At 63.1% G+C, this 19921-nt stretch carries 22 protein-coding genes; 12 read left to right on the top strand and 10 right to left on the bottom strand.

All coding sequences use genetic code 11. The annotated features are described in order from the left end of the window. Positions 1-46 precede the first annotated feature (46 nt). Positions 47-916, bottom strand: a complete 870-nt coding sequence (locus BM154_RS20365; RefSeq protein ID WP_074888548.1) for a TatD family hydrolase — start codon at positions 914-916, stop codon at positions 47-49. A gap of 204 nt (positions 917-1120) precedes the next feature. On the opposite strand from BM154_RS20365, the gene BM154_RS20360 reads away from it, so the two are divergent. The 3 genes from BM154_RS20360 (at position 1121) to BM154_RS20350 (ending at position 3585) form a co-directional block, all read left to right on the top strand. Then, positions 1121-2533: an MltF family protein gene (locus BM154_RS20360; protein ID WP_074888545.1), complete on the top strand. Its 1413-nt coding sequence runs from the start codon at positions 1121-1123 to the stop codon at positions 2531-2533. A 100-nt stretch (positions 2534-2633) separates the two neighbouring features. Then, positions 2634-3068: a DoxX family protein gene (locus BM154_RS20355; protein ID WP_074888543.1), complete on the top strand. Its 435-nt coding sequence runs from the start codon at positions 2634-2636 to the stop codon at positions 3066-3068. 217 nt (positions 3069-3285) lie between these two features. Continuing rightward, positions 3286-3585: a hypothetical protein gene (locus tag BM154_RS20350; protein WP_074888540.1), complete on the top strand. Its 300-nt coding sequence runs from the start codon at positions 3286-3288 to the stop codon at positions 3583-3585. Between the two features lie 7 nt (positions 3586-3592). Here the strand turns inward: BM154_RS20350 and greB are convergent, their stop codons facing one another. The 3 genes from greB to BM154_RS20335 are packed head-to-tail and all read right to left on the bottom strand — an operon-like array spanning position 3593 to position 7311. Continuing rightward, the gene (gene greB / locus BM154_RS20345; protein WP_074888537.1) at positions 3593-4090 is read right to left on the bottom strand and encodes a transcription elongation factor GreB; all 498 of its coding nucleotides are present in this window, start codon (positions 4088-4090) and stop codon (positions 3593-3595) included. Between the two features lie 33 nt (positions 4091-4123). Then, positions 4124-6628: an ABC transporter permease gene (locus tag BM154_RS20340; protein WP_074888534.1), complete on the bottom strand. Its 2505-nt coding sequence runs from the start codon at positions 6626-6628 to the stop codon at positions 4124-4126. Continuing rightward, a complete protein-coding gene (locus tag BM154_RS20335; protein WP_074888531.1) occupies positions 6628-7311 on the bottom strand; it encodes an ABC transporter ATP-binding protein in 684 nt (227 codons plus the stop codon). Before BM154_RS20335 ends, BM154_RS20340 begins: the two co-directional genes overlap by 1 nt. Positions 7312-7321: 10 nt before the next feature. Here BM154_RS20335 and BM154_RS20330 point away from each other — a divergent pair, with 10 nt between their 5' ends. From BM154_RS20330 to BM154_RS20320, 3 genes are read left to right on the top strand one after another with little or no spacing between them, the layout of a single operon-like run. Beyond that, positions 7322-7927, top strand: coding sequence for an arylesterase (locus BM154_RS20330; RefSeq protein WP_074888528.1), 606 nt, complete (start codon positions 7322-7324; stop codon positions 7925-7927). Between the two features lie 58 nt (positions 7928-7985). Continuing rightward, on the top strand, positions 7986-8267 hold the full coding sequence (locus tag BM154_RS20325; protein WP_074888525.1) for a hypothetical protein: 282 nt from the start codon (positions 7986-7988) through the stop codon (positions 8265-8267). 58 nt (positions 8268-8325) lie between these two features. After that, positions 8326-9279 carry a L,D-transpeptidase family protein gene (locus BM154_RS20320; protein ID WP_074888522.1) on the top strand — a complete coding sequence of 318 codons (954 nt, stop codon included), beginning with the start codon at positions 8326-8328 and terminating at the stop codon, positions 9277-9279. 97 nt (positions 9280-9376) lie between these two features. On the opposite strand, the gene oprI is transcribed toward BM154_RS20320, so the two are convergent. Next, entirely contained in the window at positions 9377-9628 is a 252-nt protein-coding gene (gene oprI, locus BM154_RS20315; RefSeq protein ID WP_013791646.1) for an outer membrane lipoprotei OprI, read from the bottom strand. Between the two features lie 345 nt (positions 9629-9973). On the opposite strand from oprI, the gene BM154_RS20310 reads away from it, so the two are divergent. Beyond that, on the top strand, positions 9974-10255 hold the full coding sequence (locus BM154_RS20310) for a GNAT family N-acetyltransferase (protein ID WP_074888519.1): 282 nt from the start codon (positions 9974-9976) through the stop codon (positions 10253-10255). A 58-nt stretch (positions 10256-10313) separates the two neighbouring features. On the opposite strand, the gene BM154_RS20305 is transcribed toward BM154_RS20310, so the two are convergent. Continuing rightward, the gene (locus tag BM154_RS20305) at positions 10314-11390 is read right to left on the bottom strand and encodes a 3-deoxy-7-phosphoheptulonate synthase (RefSeq protein WP_074888782.1); all 1077 of its coding nucleotides are present in this window, start codon (positions 11388-11390) and stop codon (positions 10314-10316) included. A gap of 524 nt (positions 11391-11914) precedes the next feature. Here BM154_RS20305 and BM154_RS20300 point away from each other — a divergent pair. The 3 genes from BM154_RS20300 to cysB all read left to right on the top strand — a co-directional run bounded on the left by BM154_RS20300 (position 11915) and on the right by cysB (position 14010). Further along, positions 11915-12319, top strand: coding sequence for a thioredoxin family protein (locus BM154_RS20300; protein WP_074888515.1), 405 nt, complete (start codon positions 11915-11917; stop codon positions 12317-12319). Positions 12320-12431: 112 nt separating this feature from the next. Further along, positions 12432-12929 carry a universal stress protein gene (locus tag BM154_RS20295; protein WP_074888512.1) on the top strand — a complete coding sequence of 166 codons (498 nt, stop codon included), beginning with the start codon at positions 12432-12434 and terminating at the stop codon, positions 12927-12929. Positions 12930-13035: 106 nt separating this feature from the next. Next, complete coding sequence (gene cysB / locus BM154_RS20290) at positions 13036-14010, top strand: HTH-type transcriptional regulator CysB (RefSeq protein ID WP_074888509.1); 975 nt, start codon at positions 13036-13038, stop codon at positions 14008-14010. A 57-nt stretch (positions 14011-14067) separates the two neighbouring features. Here cysB and BM154_RS20285 read toward each other — a convergent pair whose 3' ends face one another. From BM154_RS20285 to rloA, 4 genes are all read right to left on the bottom strand, one after another. After that, on the bottom strand, positions 14068-14688 hold the full coding sequence (locus tag BM154_RS20285) for a phosphoadenosine phosphosulfate reductase domain-containing protein (protein ID WP_074888506.1): 621 nt from the start codon (positions 14686-14688) through the stop codon (positions 14068-14070). Between the two features lie 127 nt (positions 14689-14815). Then, a complete protein-coding gene (locus BM154_RS20280) occupies positions 14816-15802 on the bottom strand; it encodes an alpha-L-glutamate ligase-like protein (RefSeq protein ID WP_074888503.1) in 987 nt (328 codons plus the stop codon). Between the two features lie 4 nt (positions 15803-15806). Continuing rightward, positions 15807-17333, bottom strand: a complete 1527-nt coding sequence (gene rloB / locus BM154_RS20275; RefSeq protein WP_074888500.1) for an osmotic stress tolerance membrane protein RloB — start codon at positions 17331-17333, stop codon at positions 15807-15809. 5 nt (positions 17334-17338) lie between these two features. Next, on the bottom strand, positions 17339-17869 hold the full coding sequence (rloA, locus tag BM154_RS20270) for a retropepsin-like aspartic peptidase RloA (RefSeq protein WP_074888498.1): 531 nt from the start codon (positions 17867-17869) through the stop codon (positions 17339-17341). A 426-nt stretch (positions 17870-18295) separates the two neighbouring features. Between rloA and BM154_RS20265 the strand changes: the two genes are divergently transcribed. Further along, positions 18296-19015, top strand: a complete 720-nt coding sequence (locus BM154_RS20265) for a GntR family transcriptional regulator (protein ID WP_074888494.1) — start codon at positions 18296-18298, stop codon at positions 19013-19015. Beyond that, positions 19012-19896 (top strand): methylisocitrate lyase, encoded by an 885-nt coding sequence (gene prpB, locus BM154_RS20260; RefSeq protein WP_074888491.1) that lies wholly within the window; start codon positions 19012-19014, stop codon positions 19894-19896. Before BM154_RS20265 ends, prpB begins: the two co-directional genes overlap by 4 nt. The last annotated feature ends 25 nt before the right edge of the window (positions 19897-19921 follow it).

Genomic DNA, 19921 nt, shown 5'->3' with positions numbered 1-19921 from the left:
GACGAGTTGGCTACCCTGGCTCCGAAGCAGCGCGGTTGCAGACAGGTTAACGGCGTCGATCAGCCTGGCTTGAGGACTCGCGTGCATTTTCCTGGTCCTCGTCGCTCGGCTCGGCGATGGCCGGCAGGTCAAAGAATGCCCGGGCACATGCAGTGCTTTGCCTGGCCACCTGTTCCGGCGACTCCTGGCGGTGCAGGGCAACCTCGCGCAGCACGTGCGGTAGGAAAGCGGGTTCGTTGCGTCCGTTCTTCGGTTTTGGCCGCAAGGTGCGTGGCAGTAGATAAGGCGCGTCGCTTTCCAGCATCAAGCGGCCAGCCGGAATATCCCGGACCAGTGGGTGCAAGTGCGCGCCACGACGTTCATCGCAGATCCAGCCGGTGATGCCGATATGCAGATCCAGATCCAGGTAGTCGAACAATGCCCGTTGCTCGCCGGTGAAACAGTGCACCACCGCTGCCGGCAGGCGATCACGGTAATCCCGCAGGATCTGCACGAAGCGCGGGTGTGCATCGCGCTCGTGCAGGAACACCGGCAACTGCAGGTCGGCCGCCAGGCTCAACTGCTCTTCCAGGGCCTTTTCCTGCAGCGGGCGTGGTGAGAAGTCGCGGTTGAAGTCCAGGCCACACTCGCCTACTGCCTTCACCGGGGGCTCGGCAAGGATGGCACGCAGGCGCCGGGTGTCGTCACTGTTCCAGTTTCTGGCGTCATGCGGGTGCACGCCGGCCGTGCTGAAAAGTCGGTCACCCTGCGGGTCCAATTGCTGGCACAGGCTCAGGGCGTGATCGCTTTCGGCCAGGCTGGTGCCGGTCAACACCAGCTGGCAAACGCCTGCGCTAAAGGCGCGTTCGAGCAATGCCGGGCGCTGCTCGTCGAAGCTTGCATGGGTCAGATTGACGCCGATGTCGATGAGTTGCATGGTGTGACCCTGTGAAACTGGAGTTGCGCAGCATAACAGAGCTTGTTGTAGCGAATAAAAATGCAAAAATTACAAAAACTTGTGGCTGATTCATGAAGTAAACAAGCAACTGATGGTGTCAGAACGATGGCTATGCCACGCTTGACCCTCCACTTGTGAATCACCGCCTCCGGCTGTCAGCCGGCTTCCGCTATTGGAGCATCGATATTGCGCGTCCTCTTTATCCTGTGCCTGCTGCTTTCGCTGCCGTTGCCGGCAGTGGCGCGCATTGCCGGCCCGGTGGAGGTGAGCAAACCCGCCGCGGTGCGGGATCTGCCCGGCATTCGCAACAGTGGGGAGCTGCGAGTGCTGGTCAACCAGAGCCGTAACAGCTCTGGTGAAGTCAAAGGGCAGAGTATCGGCGTCGAATACCAGCGCCTGCGGGCCCTGGAGCAATACCTCAATCGCAATGCCCGGGATGGCCGCAACCTGCGTCTCAGCATCATTCCCAAAGCCAAGGATCAATTGCTCGCCGCCCTGCAGCGCGGCGAGGGGGATCTTGTGGCGCCCGGCGAGCTGCTTGGTAACCCGGGCGGCGGTAACCTGCTCGCCAGTGAGGCAATACGCCGTGACGTACCGGTGGTGATCGTCGCCCGCCAGGGCAACCGCCGTTATCAGCGCTTGGAGCAACTGGCCGGGCGCAGCCTGTCGTTGCCGGCTGGGAGCATTGCCAAGGACGCGCTGCACGAGATCAATCGCAAGCTCGTAGCACGCAAGCTGCAGCCCATCGTAGTCGAATGGGTGGATCCGACCCTGGCGGTCGAAGACGTGCTGGAAATGGTTCAGGCCGGAATTTTCGACTTCACCGCCGTTGAGCTGCACATCGCCGAGCGTTGGGCCAAGGTGATGCCCAAGCTGCGCATCGACCGCCATCTGGTGCTCGACGATCAGGGCGATATGCGCTGGTACATGCGGCGCGATGCGCCGCTGCTGAGCGCCAGTGTCGACCGTTTCCTGGAGAGCTATCGGGTACCCGACGACCAGGATGCTGCCTTCCAGCGCGTTTACCGGCGCCTATACAAGGTGCATTCGCCCATGGGCCGTGCCGAACGCCAACGTCTGGAACGCGTGCGGCCGGTGCTGCAGCGCTATGCCGAGCAAAACGACTTCGACTGGCTGGCGCTGGCGGCTCTGGCCTTCAAGGAGTCGACGCTCAATCCCACGGCACGGGGCAGCAGCGGGGCGACCGGGTTGATGCAGATAACGCCGGCGGCGGCGCGTAGCGTGGGCATCAACGACATTTCCAGGGTCGAGAACAACGTGCAGGCCAGTGCCAAGTATCTCGCCAAGATCCGCCGTGGCTTCTTCAACAGCCCGCGGCTTAACGAGCGCGAGCGCATGGCGTTCGTGCTGGCGGGCTATAACCTTGGCCCGCAGCGGGTACAGAGCCTGCGTGCCGAGGCGCGGCGACGCGGTCTCAATCCGGACCAGTGGTTCTTTCAGGTCGAGCGCGTAGCCATGGAAGAACTCGGCATGGGGGTGGTCAGCTACGTCAATGCCGTCAACAAGTACTACCTAGCCTATGCGCGTGAGCGTTATTCACTGGAGCCTGCGCAGAAAGTGAGCATGCGTAAATGATCGTTTTAATCGATTGTTTATAGCGATTTTATGCGGTTTTCATATTTGAAAATCAAATTAATATGGCGCCATCTCACTCATCCGGTAAAGGAAACGCTCCATGAACGCATTCATCAAATCCCTGGCAACCACGCGCGCCGGCTTTGGCCTGACCGTTCTGCGGGTGCTGGTCGGCATCACCTTCGCGGCCCACGGCTCGCAGAAACTGTTCGGCTGGTTCGGCGGCTACGGGCTGGCTGGCGTGGCCCAGTGGATGGAGAGCATCGGTCTGGCGCCCGGCTACCTGATGGCGTTGATGGCCGGCAGCGCGGAATTCTTCGGCGGCCTGGCGCTGGTCATCGGTCTGCTGGTGCGCCCTGCCGCAGCACTGTTGGCGGTGACCATGCTGGTGGCGATCTTCTCGGTGCATATCGGTAACGGCTTTTTCATGGCCGACAACGGCTACGAGTTCGCCCTGGCGCTGCTGGCCGCCACGCTGGCCCTGTTGATCGAGGGTGCCGGGCGGCTATCGCTGGACAAGCGCATCGCCGGCTAAGCGCTGCATCGCTTGCGAAAGCCCGCCCATGCGGGCTTTCCTGGTTATTGACAGGCTGATCGGCGACTCTCTAGGATTGTCATCTGCGCCGATTTAGACAGCTACTTGCGGGGCGCCTCAGGGATTCTTCAGCGAGTCCCGAAATTCCGCTAAAGCGCTGGTTCGGTGTTGCCTCTCACCGCTGCCCAGCGGGATTTCCGAGGCGGAGACAAACACCATGACCTGCTCCCAGGCTGCGCACCTTCGTATCCTTCCCATCACTAGCCGACTGGTTCACCGCAATCCGCGCATTCTGCTCGGTGGCGTTCACCAGCCGACGTTATTGCGCTATCTCGATGGCTGGCCCTCTCGCCGTGAGGGGCAACGCGCCTTTCTCGTGCAGTTCGCCGAGCAGGGCGACTCTCTGCAGCGCTTCGCCGATGACAGCTTCGATTTCGCCGTCCTGCAGCGCCCTGGTGCCGAAGCGCTTGGCCAGCTGACGCGCATTGCCCGGCAGGGGCTGATTACCCTGCGCTGAACCCTGTTTACGGATAGTCGATGGCGACGATGTACCAGTACTTGTCGCCGGTTGGCGTCTGTACCCGCACTTCTGCATCCAGGCCCTTGCCGACAAGGGCGCGGGCCAGGGGTGAGTCGATGCTGATCAGGTTCAGCTTGAGGTCGAGTTCGTCGGGGCCCACGATGCGATAGCGCGCCTCGACGCCGTCTTCGTCTTCCACCGTGACCCAGGCACCGAAGTACACCTTGTCTGGATCGCTGGGGCGAGTATCGACCACCTTGAGCTTTTCCAGGCGTTTGGTCAGAAAGCGCACGCGACTGTCGATCTCGCGCAGCATCTTCTTGCCGTAGGTGTACTCCGCGTTCTCCGAGCGATCACCCTGGGCCGCCGCCTCGCTGACCGAACGGGTCACCTCGGGCCGGCGCACGTGCCAGAGCTCGTGCAGTTCGGCGCGCAGGCGCGCCTCGCCTTGGGGGGTGATCAGGGGCGTACCCGCGGTGCGGGGTGGGCGGTATCGGCTCATGCTCGGCTCGGTCTATTGTGGGCGCGCAGTTTATCAACCCTCACGCAGAACGGTGAGCGGGCTGGCGTTGAGCGCGCGGCGGGTACCCAGCACGCCGGCAACGCCGACCAGCAGCGCGCCGATCAGAGGCAGCACCAGCAGCCAGGGATGGGGCTGCCATGCCATCTGAAAGGCGTAGCGGTAGATCAGGAAACTGACCAGTTCGCAGCCCAAGGCGGCCAGCAGGCCACTGGCGGCGCCCAGCAGGCCGAACTCGGCGCGCCTGGCCTGCACCAGCAGCTTGCGTTCGGCGCCCAAGGCGCGCAGCAGGGCGCCTTGGTGAATACGCTCATCCAACGTCGACTGCAGGCCGGCGAACAGCACGGCGAGGCCCGCGGCCAGCACGAACAGCAGCACGAACTCGATGGCGATGGTGACCTGGGCGAGGATGCTGCGCAGCTGGTTGAGCAGCGCCTCGACCTGCAACAGCGACACCGCAGGGAAGGCGCGGGACAGTTCCACCAGCTGCTGCTCGTGCTGCGGCGGCAGGTAGAAACTGGTCAGGTAGGTGACCGGCAGGTCCTTGAGGGTGCCGGGCTCGAAGATCATGAAGAAGTTGGGCTGAAAGTTGTTCCAGTCCACCGTGCGCAGGTTGGTTACCACGGCATCGCGATTGACGCCGCCGACATTGAAGGTCAGGCGGTCGCCGAGTTTGAGGTGCAGGCTTTGCGCCAGTTCGTCCTCTACCGACACACCAGGCAGTTCATGCTGCTTATCATCCGTCCACCACTGGCCGGCTGTCAGGGTGTTGCCATCGGGCAGGTCGGCGCTCCAGGTCAGGCTCAGGTCGCGGCGCACCGCCCGCTCGCCACGCGAATCCTCGGTGACGTACTGGCGAACCGGCTCGCCGTTGACCTGGGTCAGGCGCCCCGGCACCACGGGATACAGCGGCGCGGGATGGGGGGACAACTGCGCCAGGCGTTCAGCGAAAGCGGCGCGCTCGGCGGGTAGAATGTTGAGGGCGAAATGATTGGACGCATCGGCCGGCAGCTGCTCCTGCCAGTTGTCCAGCAGCTCGCCGCGCAGCAGGGCGATCAGCGCCATTGCCAGAAGAATCAGGCCGAAGGCCAGGGATTGCCCGGCCGCCGCGAGCGGGCGGCGCAGCAGCTGACCAAGGCCCAGGCGCCACGGCAAGGTGGCACCTGCCAGCAGGCGGCGCAGGCTCTGCAGGCCAAGCAGTAACAGGCCCCCCAGCAGCAGGGCGGTGACCAGCCCGCCGCCGAGCAGGGCCAGGGTCAGCACCAAGTCCAGGCTCAGGCGCCACATGATCAGGCCCAGGGCGAGCAGGGCGGTGCCGTAGACCAGCCAGGAGCTGGCCGGCACTGGCAGCATGTCGCGGCGCAGCACGCGCAGCGGTGGCACGCGGCCCAGCGCCGCCAGCGGCGGTAGTGCGAAGCCGGCCAGCGCTACCAACCCGGTGGCGATGCCGGCCAAGGCGGGCCAGACGCCGCCAGGGGGAATCTGTGCCGGCAGCAGGCCCTGCAGCAGGTGAAACAGCGTCTGTTGCGCAAGCCAGCCGAGCACGGCACCAACAAGGCTGGCCAGCACCCCAAGAATCGCCAGTTGCAGGCCGAACAGGCTTAGCGCCTGGCGCCGCGAAAGGCCCAGGCAGCGCAGCAGTGCGCTGGCGTCGAAGCGCCGGCTGGCGAAGCGCGCCGCCGACAGGGCGACCGCGACGCCAGCCAGCAGCACGGCGGCCAGGCTGGCGAGGCTCAGGTAGCGCTCGGCGCGATCCAGGGCTCCGCCGACGCGGCGGCTGCCGTCACGGGCATCATCGAAGCGCTGATGAGCCGCCAGGGCGGGTTCGGTGGCCTGCCGGTAGCTGGCCAGGGCATCGCTGGGACCGTTCCATTGCTCGATGTAACGCACCCGGCTGCCCGGCTGCACCACGCGGGTGGCCGGCAGGTCGTCGAGGTGCATCAGCACGTGGGGCGTCAGGCTGTAGAAGTCGCCGGCTTCGTCCGGCAGGTAGGTCAGCACCCGGGTGAGGCGCAGCCTCTTGGCGCCGACTTCGATCTGGTCGCCGGTTTTCAGGCCCAGCGCCACCAGCAGCCGGGATTCCGCCCACACCTCGCCAGGCCCTGGCCCTGGGCTGACGGTTTCTTCGGCATAGGGCGCGGCGGCGCTCTTGAGCTGGCCGCGCAGCGGATAGCCGTTGCCGGCGGCCTTGACGCTGGCCAGCTGGATGCCGGCGTCACTGGCGATCACGCTGGAAAACTCGACCACCTGGGCGTGCTGCAGCCCGCGCCCGGTGCCGGCCTCGATCTGCTCGGGGCTGGCCGGGGCGCTACCCCTGAGAATCAGGTCGGCGCCAAGAAATTCGGTGGCGCGCAAACTCATGCCCTCGTTCAACCGGGCACCGAAATAGCCGATGGAGGTGCTGGAGGCCACCGCTATCAGTAGGGCGAAGAACAGCACGCGCAGCTCGCCGGAGCGCGCATCGCGCAGCAGCTGGCGACCCGCTAATGACAGCAGGGCGAAAAAGGGCAGGGTGCGCATCAGGCGTTCACCGCCGCCACCAGGTGGCCGGCCTCCAGGCGGATGATGCGCTGGCAGCGCGCGGCAAGGCGCTCGTCATGGGTGACCAGCACCAGGGTTGTACCCCGTTCCTGGTTGAGTTCGAACAACAGGTCACTGATGCGCTCGCCGGTGTGGGTGTCCAAGTTGCCGGTGGGCTCATCGGCGAACAGCACATCGGGCTCCGCGGCAAAGGCCCGGGCGATGGCCACTCGCTGTTGTTCGCCACCGGAAAGCTGGCGTGGCGAGTGGCTCAGGCGCGCGCCCAGGCCGACGCGCTCGAGCAGTTCGCTGGCACGCTGGCGGGCATCGCTGCGGCCTTCGAGTTCCAGGGGCAGCATGACGTTCTCCAGAGCATTGAGGCTGTCGAGCAGCTGGAACGACTGGAACACGAAGCCCACGTGCTCGGCGCGCACCCGGGCGCGCGCGTCTTCATCCAGGCTGCCCAGGTCGTTGCCGGCCAGCAGGATGCGCCCGGTGCTGGGCAGGTCGAGGCCGGCCAACAGGCCGAGTAGGGTGGATTTACCGGATCCCGAGCTGCCGACGATGGCCAGGCTGCCACCTTTTTCCAGCTCCAGCGACAGATCATGCAGGATGGTCAACTCGCCTTCCGCGCTGGAGACCACTTTGTTAAGGTTCTGCGCAGACAGAATGCTTGAGCTCATGAGGAATCCGATGCGTGCGATAGTGAAGGGGGCCATTCTGGGCCTGCTGCTGATAGGGCAGATGGCGCAGGCGGGGACCGTGCTGGTCGTCGGCGATAGTATCAGCGCCGCTTTTGGCATGGATACCCGGCAGGGCTGGGTTCATCTGCTCGACGAGCGCATGCGCCAGGAGGGTTTCGAGCATCAGCTGGTGAACGCCTCGATCAGCGGCGACACCAGTGCTGGCGGTGCGGCGCGGCTGCCGGCGCTGCTCGCCGAGCACAAGCCGCGACTGGTGATCGTCGAGCTCGGTGGCAACGACGGCCTGCGTGGTTTGCCGCCAGGCCAATTGCAACAGAATCTTGCGTCGATGATCGATGCCTCCCGCGACGCCGGTGCCAAGGTGCTGCTGCTGGGCATGCGCATTCCACCCAATTACGGCGAGCGGTACACCACCGCGTTCGCCAAGGTGTTCGACGACGTGGCGGCGGACAAGAATGTGCCGCTGGTGCCCTTTCTTCTGGAAGGCGTGGGCGGCGTTACCAGCCTGATGCAGGATGACGGCGTGCATCCTGCCGTGGCGGCCCAGCCGCAGCTGCTCGAGAATGTCTGGCCGACCTTGAAACCATTGCTGTAACGGGCTTTTCCGCTGACGGTGTTTCGGCTAATGTGGCGCCCCCGTTCTGGAGCCCCCCATGTTGCGACCCGTCTGGTCTCTGTATGCCTACCAACTGATCGAGCCGGACGAGCAGCTGGACCTGTTCGCCTGCCGTGAAGTGAAGGTGCATCTGGTCGCTCGTCAGCTGGAGCTTGGCGGCCATGCCGACCGCACCCTGTGCGGAGGCCTGCTGCCCGCACAGCCGCTGTGGCGTGATCTGGAGCGGCCCATGCTGCAGGATCGACGCCTGTGCCGCGCCTGTCTGGCAACGCTCGAGGCGCAGCGGCGCGGTGATCGCCCCGCCTGGCCGGGGCGCTGACGGTCGCCACGGTATACAATCAGCTCCAGTCCTCCATACCACCTCAAGGGTTTTCTGCATGTCGCCGCGCGTTTCAGCTCTTGCCCGCTGTCTGTCGTTGGGTGCTGTCTGTCTGGCAGGCTCCGCCGCCGCACTGGAATTGCCGCTGCCGCCGCCCGGCGAGGATATCGTCGGCGAGATCCAGGTGATCAAGGCGCGCTACGAGGACACCTTCGCCGATATCGGTACGGCGAACGATCTGGGCTATCTGGAAATGGTCGCCGCCAACCCGGGTGTGGATGCCTGGTTGCCGGGCGAGGGCACCGATATCGTGCTGCCGACGCGCTTCATCCTGCCGCCCGGGCCGCGTGAAGGCATCGTGATCAACCTCGCCGAATACCGGCTGTACTACTTCCCGAAAGGGGAGAACGTCGTCCATACCTATCCGCTGGGCATCGGTCGCGAAGGCTGGAGTTCGCCGGTAACCCAGGCACGTATCACCGCCAAGACGCCGAACCCAGGCTGGTACCCGCCGCAGTCGATTCGCGACGAGCACGCCGCCGACGGCGACCCGCTGCCGAGTTACGTGCCGCCAGGCCCGGACAACCCGCTGGGCCCCTACAAGATGACGCTGTCGGTACCGGGCTACCTGATTCACGGCTCGAACAAGAAATTCGGCATCGGCATGCGGGTGAGCCATGGCTGCTTTCGCATGCTCAACAACAACGTGCTCGAGCTGGCCGACATGGTGCCGGTCGGCACACCGGTGCGTATCATCAACGAGCCGTACAAGTTCGGCGTGAGCGGTGGCAAGGTGTATCTGGAAGCCCATACGCCGCTGGGCGAGGAGGACGCCCCGGTGGTCGATCACCACACCGAGGTGGTCAATGCCCTGATACGGCGTAATGATCTCAGCGCCGACAGCCTGGACTGGGATGTGGTGCGTGAAGTGGTCGCCGCCCATGACGGTCTGCCGGTAGAGATCGCCTCGCCCCGTGATGCGGTCATCCAGGCCCAGTCGCCCGCGTTCTGACGGCGGCGCACGGCGCTCTGGGGAGCGCCCGTGCAGCACTTCATGCAGACATAAAAAAGCCGGCTCGGGAGCCGGCTTTTTTATTGCCCGGAGGCTATTACTTGCGGCTGGCTTTTTCCAGCATACGCAGAGCGCGCTCGTTGGCTTCGTCAGCAGTTTGCTGAGCCTTCTGAGCGGCAGCCAGTGCTTCGTCAGCCTTGCGGTAGGCTTCGTCGGCACGAGCTTGAGCGCGAGCTGCTGCGTCTTCGGTTGCAGTCAGGCGAGCTTCGGTTTCTTTGGTGACGCTGCTGCAACCGGTAGCCAGAACTGCGGCCAGAGCCAGAGCAGAGAATTTCAGAACGTTGTTCATCGTGTTCCCCTTAGGGTCAGTTTTTTGCTTATTGAAGCCCTTTCCCGAACCCGGAAAATGGCCGGCGTACATACTACCTGTAACTTCTAGTAAGTAAACGGACGACGGGCAAGGGTTCCGAATTTTTCTTGCAGATTAACCCGCCATTACCGGTATGCGAGGCCGGCCTTTCCAACTGCCTGGGCACAGTTGCGTGTATGACCCATGTCGCCAGATTGGCAATTTCAGGCAGCGCGGATTTTGCCTTGCCCTTTACCGACTAGAATGGCTTTATATCGCATTGTTACCGGATGTACGCAGGCCCCGTCGGGGGATGTCGTGTCCGGCCCATCCAGAGGAGTAGTAATGAGCGAGCCACTGTCTATTCATCATGACCTTGACGGTCACCAGTTCGAGACCACAGTGGATGGGGATCGTGCTTATCTTTCCTATATGGACCTGGGCAAGCAGACGCTGGATATCTATCGCACCTTCGTGCCCAACTCGCTGCGTGGTCGTGGCATCGCGGCGGCCCTGACCAAGACGGCCCTCGAGTATGCCGATCGCATGGGCTATACAGTGATTGCCTCCTGCTCCTACGTGGAGCGCTATATGGCGCGCACCGAGGGCCCTGCCGAGCAGGACTGATCGACTGGCCCTGAACAAAAACGCCGAGCATATGCTCGGCGTTTTTCATGGCTGGTGGTTAACCGCGCTGGCGCGTGGGCAGCACGTCCTTGAGCTTGGCGTGCATGCTGCGCAAAGTCTTCTCGGTGCTTTCCCAGTCGATGCAGGCGTCGGTGATCGATACACCGTACTTGAGCTGTTGCAGATCCTTGGGAATCGACTGGTTGCCCCAGCCCAGGTGGCTCTCGACCATCAGGCCGACGATCGACTGGTTGCCTTCGAGAATCTGGTTGGCGACGTTGTCCATAACCAGGGGTTGCAGCGCCGGGTCCTTGTTGGAGTTGGCGTGACTGCAGTCGACCATGATGTTCGGCTTGATCGATGCCTTCTTCAGTTCCTGCTCGCAAATGGCCACGCTGACCGAATCGTAGTTCGGCTTGCCGTTGCCGCCGCGCAGCACCACGTGCCCGTAGGCATTGCCCTTGGTGGTGACGATGGATACACCGCCTTGCTGGTTGATCCCCAGGAAGCGGTGCGGGCTGGAAACCGACTGCAGGGCATTGATGGCCACCGTCAGGCCGCCATCGGTGCCGTTCTTGAAGCCGACGGCCGAGGAGAGGCCCGAGGCCATTTCCCGGTGGGTCTGCGATTCGGTGGTGCGTGCGCCGATCGCCGACCAGCTGATCAGGTCCTGCAGGTACTGCGGGGAGATCGGATCCAGCGCTTCGGTGGCAGTGGGCAGGCCCATTTCCGCGAGATCCAGCAGCAGCTTGCGACCGATATGCAGGCCATCCTGGATCTTGAAGGAGTCGTCGAGATACGGGTCGTTGATCAGCCCTTTCCAGCCGACGGTGGTGCGCGGCTTCTCGAAGTACACGCGCATGACCAGGTACAGCGTGTCGGAGACTTCTTCGGCAAGCACTTTCAGGCGCTCGGCGTATTCGTGGGCCGCCTTGATGTCATGGATGGAGCAGGGGCCGACCACCACGAACAGGCGGTGATCCTTGCCATCGAGAATGTCGCGCACCACCTGCCGGCCAGCCGACACGGTGCGCTCGGCGCGTTCGGTCAGCGGAATCTCGAGCTTGATCTGTTCGGGGGTGATCAGGGTTTCGTTGGAGGCGACGTTGAGGTCGTTAATCGGTAATTCAGCTATCGTGCTTTTCATCGGGTGGGTCATCGGGTCACGGGAGCCGGCCGCCAGCGATCCCCGTGCAGCGGGCACAGCGGTATGGGCACAGCGGGGAAGCCGAACCTTATCGCGTTAGCGCCTGCCGAGACAATGATATTTAGGCCGGGGGCGGGTTAAAGATGGCCAGTCGCTGTTCGCGCCATTCCCTCGCCACGACGTCCAGCGGCAGGGCCTGGCCAGCCTGCTGCTCCCGGTGCCGGACATAGCGCTGGAGATTGCAGATATCCTCGACTATCTGCGCGCGCAGGGCTGGGTGGTGCTAGCTGGACGCGACGCCGCAGATAGTGATCGGACTGCCGCGCGCACCAGGCCACTTGGCCTGGGCTGTTGCCTGCTCATCCAGCAGGGGTATATGCCGGGTTACCGGCGTGCCCTGATGCAGGGCATGACCTGGATGGCGCGTCACGCCCCCAGGCTGATATCGTCCAGGCGCTGGTTGGCACTGGCGAATGGCGACGTAGCCTCAACTCCACCGGCAGGTTACTGCTATGACGAAGAAAACGACGCATGACGACCGCCCCGGTTGCTGTCACAATGATATTTCCTTGCCGAGCGTCGCCACCCAATTGGAATTGACCGATTTTGATGCCGATCAGCGATTACTCGGCCTTTGCGGCACCTCGTTGGTGATATTCACCAGCCAGGGCTGTTCGGCCTGCCGCTATGCACGCCAGCAGCTTGCCCACATGGCACTGCCGATCGAGCGATTGGCCTGGATCGATGCGGGTGAGAACTTCGGCCTGGTACAGCGCTACGAAGTGTCACGATTGCCGGCACTTTTCGTCGTGCGCGATGGCCATTTTTTCGGCGCGCTGCACGCTCGCCTGCTGGCTGCCGATCTGCAGCAGGCGCTGGCCGAGGTGCTTGCCAGAGCGCCTGAGGACTTGCCTTGAAGCCTACCGAGCGGTTGTCAGGCCAGCCACGGGCTTGCCTTTTACGGTGGCTTTGCAAAGGCGCTGCTAAGCTCAAGCCAGGCCCCGCCGTGCCGGCAGTCGAGGAGGCCGCATGATTCGTTCGATTCTTTATGCCACCGATCTTGGTCTGTATGCGCCTTATGTACTGCAACATGCGCTGGCGATGGCGCGCAGTTTCAAGGCCAGCCTGCATGTCGTGCATGTGGTGGAACCCATGGGCCTGTTCGCCGAATCGGTGCTGCAAACCTATGTGGATGAGGCGCGGTTGAAGGAGTTGCGCAGTACCGGCCTGGAGACGGTGATGAGCAATATCGAGCTGCGCGTGCTCGAGGGGTTCCGTGATGAGCTGGGTGACAATCACGACGATGTCGAGCTGATCGGCTCGGTCAGTGTATTGCGTGGTGATCCGCCGATTTCCATTCTCGAGCACGCCCAGAAACTCGCTGTGGATTTGCTGGTCGTAGGCAGTCATAGCCATGGTGCAGCGCTTGAGGTGCCGATGGGGCGCACCGCTGCCAGATTGCTGCAGCTATGCGATGTGCCGGTTTACCTGGTGCCCATGCTGCAGCATCGCTCGCGCCATGATTAACAGGCGCTACCCAGATAAATAATCTATATATACCGCTTCAACCATTAATATGGTTATATAGCTGATCGATGATCAGGCGGCGGCCTTTCCGCTTTGAGGGATTTCTATGAAGCTTCAGCAACTGCGCTACATCTGGGAAGTTGCGCACCATGACCTCAACGTTTCCGCCACGGCGCAGAGCCTCTATACCTCACAGCCCGGGATCAGCAAACAGATTCGCCTGCTCGAGGACGAGCTGGGTGTCGAAGTATTCGCCCGCAGTGGCAAGCACCTGACCCGCGTGACCCCGGCAGGTGAGCGGATCATCACCACCGCCGGGGAAATCCTGCGCAAGGTGGAGAGCATCAAGCAGATCGCCCAGGAGTTCTCCAACGAGAAGAAGGGCACCCTATCTATCGCCACCACCCACACCCAGGCGCGCTACGCATTGCCGCCGGTGATCAGCAGCTTCATCAAGCAGTACCCGGAAGTCGCCCTGCACATGCACCAGGGCACGCCGACGCAGATCGCCGAAATGGCCGCCGACGGCACCGTGGACTTCGCCATCGCCACCGAAGGCCTGGAGCTGTACAACGATCTGGTGATGATGCCGTGCTATCGCTGGAACCGCTGCGTGATCGTGCCCCAGGGGCATCCGCTGAGCAAATTGCCGAAGCTGACCCTCGAAGCCCTGGCCGAACACGAAATCGTGACCTACACCTTCGGCTTCACCGGCCGCTCCAAGCTCGACGAGGCCTTCAGCCACCGTGGCCTGACGCCCAAGGTGGTGTTCACCGCCGTCGATGCCGACGTGATCAAGACCTACGTGCGCCTTGGCCTGGGGGTCGGCATCGTGGCCGGCATGGCGGTCAATCCGAAGCTGGATCCGGATCTGGTGGTGCTCGATGCCAGCGAGCTGTTCGAGTCCAGCGTGACCCGTATCGGTTTCCGCCGTGGCACCTTCCTGCGCGGCTTCATGTGCGACTTCATCGAGACCTTTGCCCCACACCTGACCCGTGATGTGCTTGCCAAGGCCGTGCAGTGCCACAACAAGGTCGAGCTCGAAGAACTGTTCAAGGACGTCAAGCTGCCGCTGCACTAAGCGGCACGGCAGAAGCGAAAAATGGCGCCCTGAGGCGCCATTTTTTTCGAGCCCGGATCAGTGGCTCAGGTGCAGGCCACACTCGCGGTTATCTTCGCCCTTGGTGGGGTCGAAGTAGTCGAAGTTGTTGGGCAGGCCATGGGTGGTCAGGTACTGGTACAGATCCTTGGAAGACCAGTGCAGCAGCGGCGCGACCTTGATCAGGCCGTCCGGGTTGATGCTCACCGGCTGCATCTGCGCACGTACCGCGGTGTCGGTGGCGCGCAGGGCGGTGAACCAGACACTCGGTGCAGTTTCGCGCAGGGCGCGGGCGAAGGGCTCCAGTTTCACTTCTTCGGTGAACGCAGCGTGGCGTGGGTCGTCCAGCCCTGGCGTCGGGCCATCGATGGCCTCGCGATGGGCACGGCTGCGCTTGGGCAGGTAGGTGATCAGGTTGAGGCCCAGTTGCTGAGTGACTTCATCGGCGAACCGGTAAGTAGCCTCGGTGTTGTAGCCGCTGTCCATCCATACGATGGGGATATCGGCCTTGGCCTGGCTGACCATGTGCAGGATCACCGCTTCGAAGGGGCGGAAGTTGGTGGTGCAGATGGCGGGTTTGCCCAGGCCGATCGCCCATTCGATCAGCTTTTGCGGCTGATTGGCGAATTCGGCGTTGAGGCTGTCCAGGTCGAGATCCATTGCGGGCTCCGAGGCGTGTGGGTGAGAAGGGCGATGGTAGCAAATCTGCGCGATAGCCGTGGCGGCGGCGGGCAGTGATCGAGGCTGAGCGAGCCTGCTACCGGGTGGCCGGCAGCAGGCGGCTTGATCAGATTTCCGCGGGCGGAATGTGGCCGAACAGCTCCTGGGAGAAGCGCGTGCGCTCCTCTGCGTTTTCCTGGATGCCCTTGGCAGCCAGTTCTGCCAGGCGCGCTTCCACGGCGTGGGCGCGATGGGTCAGGCCGCAGTCGTTGGCGATCTGGATGTTCAGGCCGGGGCGGGCGTTGAGCTCGAGAATCAGCGGGCCCTTGTCCTGGTCGAGCACCATGTCGACACCGATGTAACCCAGGCCGCACAACTCGTAGCAGCCGGCGGCAAGCTTCATGAAGCCGTCCCAGTTGGGCAGTTGTACTCCATCCACCGCGTTGGTGGTGTCGGGGTGCTTGCTGATCTTGTTGTTCAGCCAGGTGCCACGCAGGGTCACGCCCGTGGCCAGGTCTACACCGACGCCGATGGCGCCCTGGTGCAGGTTGGCCTTGCCGCCCGACTGGCGGGTCGGCAGGCGCAGCATGGCCATCACCGGGTAGCCCATCAGCACGATAATGCGGATGTCCGGCACGCCTTCGTAGCTGATGCTCTTGAAGATGCTGTCCGGGGTGACCCGATACTCGATCAGCGCGCGGTCACGGTGGCCACCCAGGGAGTACAGGCCCGAGAGGATGCTGGAGATCTGCTGCTCGATTTCCGAGTGGCTGACGATCTTGCCCGATACCGTCTTGAAGCGATCCTCGAAGCGGTCGGCGATCACCAGGATGCCGTCGCCGCCAGCGCCCTGGGCCGGCTTGACGACGAAATCGCTGCGCTCGCCGATGATCTTGTCGAGATTATCGATCTCCTTCTCGGTGGAGATCACCCCGTACATTTCCGGCACGTGTATGCCGGCTTCGATGGCGCGCTGCTTGGTGATGATCTTGTCGTCGACGATCGGGTACAGGTGGCGCTTGTTGTACTTGAGCACGTAGTCCGCGTTGCGGCGGTTGATGCCCATGATGCCCTTGGCTTCAAGGGCCTTCCAGGTTTTCCAGAGACCTAGCATTGGCTCAATCCTTCAGGAAGGCTTTGAAGCGGAACAGTTCGGTCAGGCGGTAGCCGCGATAGCGACCCATGGCCAGCATGAAACCCACCAGCACCAGCAGCACCGCCGGGAAGGTGAACACGAAGTACACCAGCTCCGGTACGGTCATCAGCAGGTGGGCGATGGTTGCCGCGAACAGGGTGCCGATGGCGACCTTGAAGGCGTGGCTGCCGCCGCGTTCTTCCCAGGTGATCGACAGGCGTTCGATGGTCATGGTCAGAATCACCATCGGGAACAGGGCGACGGACAAGCCGCGCTCCAGGCCCAGCTTGTGGCTGAACAGGCTGATGGTGGCGATCAGGACCACCACGAAGGTCAGCACTACCGACAGGCGTGGCAACATCTGCAGCTTCAGGTGTTCCAGATAGGACCGCAGGGACAGACCCAGGGCGGTGATCACCGTGAACAGGAATATCCCGAAGCCCAGCTGGGTTTCACGGAAGGCCAGGGCGATCAGCACCGGGGTGAAGGTACCCAGGGTCTGCAGGCCGCCGAGGTTGCGCAGGATGAGGATCACCAGTACGCCGATGGGGATCATCACCATGATCATGAAGGTCTGCTGGGTCTGCAGCGGCAGGCCGTACAGCGAATACTCCAGGAAGTCGGCGTCGGTGTTCTCGTCGGTCAGCTGGGCGAGGCGAATGGCGTTCATCTCGCTGTTGTTGAGGGTGAAGGTGGTGGTGGCCTGACGACCGCCATCGAGGGTGATCAGTGGCTCGTCACCGGTCCACCAGACCAGGCGATCGGCCGGCAGGCCCTGCTCGCCGGTTTCCGGGTTGAAGTACAGCCAGCGGTCGCCATTGAAGCTGCGCAGCCACAGCTCCGGGCTCTGCTGGATGTCGGCAGCCAGGCGGATGGTGTGTACGCGCTCCATTGGCACGTGGGCAATGGACAGCAGCAGCTCTACGGCCTGGGCCTTCTTGGTGGTCGAGGCATCGCCGCCAAGCAGCAGCTTGGCGTTGTCGTCGTTGGTGTTGTTGACGCGCTTGATGGTCTCGCTGATGAAGGTCTCGACGTCGGCCGAGTGCTGGCGGATCGGCGCCAGCAGCGCCTCGGCGGCGATCTTCTCGGGGCCTTCGACCGGAATGCTGTCACGGAAGATCGGGCCCTTGGCCTTGGCCTGCTCACCGCTGTAGCGCTTGGTCAGCACCAGTCGGTAGTAGAGGGTCTGCTTGCCACTGGCGCGACGCGCCGACCAGGTGACCTTGCGGTTGCCATCGGCACGGTTGACGCTCACCCCATAGTTGTTGGAAATGAAGCTCTCGTTGAGGCTGACATAGTCCTGGTTCAGCGGCGGTACGAACATCTGCAGCTTGATCGGATCGCGACCATTGGCCTGGAATTCGACCCGGGTGTCGATGTTCCAGAGGTCGTCGGTTTCGTCACTGCTGACCGGAATGCCGAGAATGAAAATCTGATAGGCCGTAATCAGAACGCCCAGGCTCACCAGAATGGTGATCAGGATTTTCAGATGCAGGGTAAGAGAGCGCATGGGGATTACTCGCCGGATTTTGCGTTGGAACAGTCAGGTTTCCCTGCTGCGTATTTTAGGCTGGGGTCGACCAGCGCATCGAAGCGCTTGAGCGCGTCGGAGCCGATCAAAAGCGGGTATTGGAAGGCACTGCGATCGGTAAGGTTCACTTCGATCTGGCGCTTGACGTTACCCATGCACACGTCCAGTTCGATGACCGGGCGCGCGGTGTAGGTCTTCTCGTCATCCTCGTCGACGTCACCGGCGCGGCGCTTGATCTTGCTGATGCGTGCCAGCGGGCGCTCGATCGGGTGCGCATGGGCATCGTCGATCGCCAGGTAGAAACGCACCCAGCGTTCGCCGTCGCGCTTGAAGCGCTCGATGTCGCGGGCGCTGAGCGAGGCGGTCTGGGCACCGGTGTCGAGTTTGGCCGCCACTTGCACGTCGATGTCGAGGCTGACGTGTTCGTTTAGACCGTAGATGGTTTTGTCCGCGGCGATGGCGTGGCAAGACAGCGCCAGCAGGCAGGGCAGAGTCGTTGGGAAATGAAGTCTCATGGGTCCTTGAGTCGATGAAGCGATGGACGATCCATGCGCCATTGAAGACGGCCCTCACACCCGCTGCAGCAGCGGCCGGAGGGCGAAATGAGGCGAAGTCTAGCATGGCCGACGAAGCTGCCGACAGTTGCTTGTACGGCGTGGCACAGGCGCGCGCCGCGGGATTGGCTGTGGCAAGTGGGTTCGTTGGAAAAATCGCTTTGCTGCAGCCTGCGCTTCGGTAAGAGCTGTGCCGCGAGAGGCCGCCAGCGGTTCCAGAGTGCCGCAGCTACCATTGATAGCATCTGCTGATCAGGTGAGCGCAGCCCCGCATGGGCTTGTAGGTCGGCCAGATAGCCACTCTTAGTGCGTATTGTCGACAGCAGTGCTTGAAGTTTACGCTTATATCGATTTATCTAAGCGTAATCCGATACGAGTGTCGACAATATGTTGCATGCAGCTGAGGGCATTGAAACTTACGAGGACGCTGGAACCCTGGCCGAGCATGTCTTCCGCCAGATCCAGCTGGCCATCGTGCGCGGCGAAATGGCACCCGGCAGCAAGATTTCCGAGCCCGAGCTGGCGCGTACCTACGGCATCAGCCGTGGGCCGCTACGTGAGGCGATCCATCGCCTGGAAGGGCAGAAGCTGCTTGTGCGCATTCCCCATGTGGGCGCCCGGGTGGTGTCGCTCAGCCATGCCGAGCTGATCGAGCTGTACGAGATCCGTGAGTCCCTGGAAGGCATGGCCTGTCGCCAGGCGGCCGAGCGCATGACCCAGGAGGAAATCGACGATCTGCGCCGGGTGCTGGACCTGCACGAGCAGGATGCCGCATTCCAGGCCGGCGTTGGCTACTACCAGCAGGAAGGCGACTTCGATTTCCATTACCGGATTATCCAGGGCAGCGGCAACCGCACGCTGGCCAAACTGCTGTGCGACGAGCTGTATCAGCTGGTGCGCATGTATCGTCTGCAGTTCTCCGCCGTGCCCAACCGCCCGCACCAGGCCTTTGCCGAACACCACCGCATCCTCGACGCCATCGCCGAGCGTGACGGCGAACTGGCCGAACTGCTGATGCGCCGTCATATCGGCGCCTCCAAACGCAATATCGAGCGCCACTATAAAGAGACGCTTACCACTTCATCCAAGACTCGAGGTGATTCATGACCCAGCTTTCCGCCGGCCAGCGTTTCCGCCAGGCCCTCGCCGAAGAGCAACCGCTGCAGGTAATCGGCGCGATCAACGCCAACCATGCGCTGCTGGCCCAGCGTGCCGGTTTCAAGGCGATCTATCTGTCTGGTGGCGGGGTGGCGGCCGGTTCCCTGGGCCTGCCGGATCTGGGCATCAATACCCTGGAAGACGTGCTGATCGATGTGCGGCGCATCACCGATGTCTGCGACCTGCCGCTTCTGGTGGACATCGACACCGGCTTCGGCCCTTCGGCCTTCAATATCGAACGCACCATCAAGAGCCTGATCAAGGCAGGTGCCGCCGCCGCCCATATCGAGGATCAGGTCGGCGCCAAGCGCTGCGGCCACCGCCCGGGCAAGGAAATCGTTTCCTGCGGGGAGATGGTCGACCGGGTCAAGGCGGCCGCCGATGCCAAGAGCGATCCGGAGTTCTTCCTGATCGCCCGCACCGACGCCATCCAGGCCGAGGGCGTGGACGCCGCCATCGAGCGTTGCCTGCGTTATGTGGAGGCGGGCGCCGACGGCATCTTCGCTGAGGCCGCCTATGACCTGCCGACCTATCAGCGCTTCGTCGAGGCACTGAAGGTGCCGGTACTGGCCAATATCACCGAGTTCGGTGCCACGCCGCTGTTCACCCGCGACGAACTGGCCTCGGTCGGCGTGGCCATCCAGCTTTACCCGCTGTCGGCTTTCCGTGCGGCCAACAAGGCGGCGGAAAGTGTCTACACCTCGATTCGCCAGAACGGCCACCAGCAGGACGTGATCGAGCTGATGCAGACCCGCGCCGAACTCTATGACCGCATTGGCTACCACGCTTTCGAACAGAAGCTCGACGCGCTGTTCGCCGCCAACAAGTGACCCTCTGGCGGGCCGCGCAGCGGCC

Source organism: Phytopseudomonas argentinensis, assembly GCF_900113905.1.
GTDB lineage: Bacteria > Pseudomonadota > Gammaproteobacteria > Pseudomonadales > Pseudomonadaceae > Aquipseudomonas > Aquipseudomonas argentinensis.
The sequence above is the reverse complement of the archived record's forward strand: the minus strand, read 5'-3'. Positions and strand labels throughout refer to the sequence as shown.

Bases quoted from the DNA above. Each gene is read 5' to 3' on its own strand.
- BM154_RS20365 (WP_074888548.1), bottom strand. From the start codon at position 916: ATGCAACTCATCGACATCGGCGTCAATCTGACCCATGCAAGCTTCGAC.
- BM154_RS20355 (WP_074888543.1), top strand. From the start codon at position 2,634: ATGAACGCATTCATCAAATCCCTGGCAACCACGCGCGCCGGCTTTGGC.
- BM154_RS20350 (WP_074888540.1), top strand. From the start codon at position 3,286: ATGACCTGCTCCCAGGCTGCGCACCTTCGTATCCTTCCCATCACTAGC.
- greB (WP_074888537.1), bottom strand. From the start codon at position 4,090: ATGAGCCGATACCGCCCACCCCGCACCGCGGGTACGCCCCTGATCACC.
- BM154_RS20340 (WP_074888534.1), bottom strand. From the start codon at position 6,628: ATGCGCACCCTGCCCTTTTTCGCCCTGCTGTCATTAGCGGGTCGCCAG.
- BM154_RS20335 (WP_074888531.1), bottom strand. From the start codon at position 7,311: ATGAGCTCAAGCATTCTGTCTGCGCAGAACCTTAACAAAGTGGTCTCC.
- BM154_RS20330 (WP_074888528.1), top strand. From the start codon at position 7,322: ATGCGTGCGATAGTGAAGGGGGCCATTCTGGGCCTGCTGCTGATAGGG.
- BM154_RS20325 (WP_074888525.1), top strand. From the start codon at position 7,986: ATGTTGCGACCCGTCTGGTCTCTGTATGCCTACCAACTGATCGAGCCG.
- BM154_RS20320 (WP_074888522.1), top strand. From the start codon at position 8,326: ATGTCGCCGCGCGTTTCAGCTCTTGCCCGCTGTCTGTCGTTGGGTGCT.
- oprI (WP_013791646.1), bottom strand. From the start codon at position 9,628: ATGAACAACGTTCTGAAATTCTCTGCTCTGGCTCTGGCCGCAGTTCTG.
- BM154_RS20310 (WP_074888519.1), top strand. From the start codon at position 9,974: ATGAGCGAGCCACTGTCTATTCATCATGACCTTGACGGTCACCAGTTC.
- BM154_RS20300 (WP_074888515.1), top strand. From the start codon at position 11,915: ATGACGAAGAAAACGACGCATGACGACCGCCCCGGTTGCTGTCACAAT.
- BM154_RS20295 (WP_074888512.1), top strand. From the start codon at position 12,432: ATGATTCGTTCGATTCTTTATGCCACCGATCTTGGTCTGTATGCGCCT.
- cysB (WP_074888509.1), top strand. From the start codon at position 13,036: ATGAAGCTTCAGCAACTGCGCTACATCTGGGAAGTTGCGCACCATGAC.
- BM154_RS20285 (WP_074888506.1), bottom strand. From the start codon at position 14,688: ATGGATCTCGACCTGGACAGCCTCAACGCCGAATTCGCCAATCAGCCG.
- BM154_RS20280 (WP_074888503.1), bottom strand. From the start codon at position 15,802: ATGCTAGGTCTCTGGAAAACCTGGAAGGCCCTTGAAGCCAAGGGCATC.
- rloB (WP_074888500.1), bottom strand. From the start codon at position 17,333: ATGCGCTCTCTTACCCTGCATCTGAAAATCCTGATCACCATTCTGGTG.
- rloA (WP_074888498.1), bottom strand. From the start codon at position 17,869: ATGAGACTTCATTTCCCAACGACTCTGCCCTGCCTGCTGGCGCTGTCT.
- BM154_RS20265 (WP_074888494.1), top strand. From the start codon at position 18,296: ATGTTGCATGCAGCTGAGGGCATTGAAACTTACGAGGACGCTGGAACC.
- prpB (WP_074888491.1), top strand. From the start codon at position 19,012: ATGACCCAGCTTTCCGCCGGCCAGCGTTTCCGCCAGGCCCTCGCCGAA.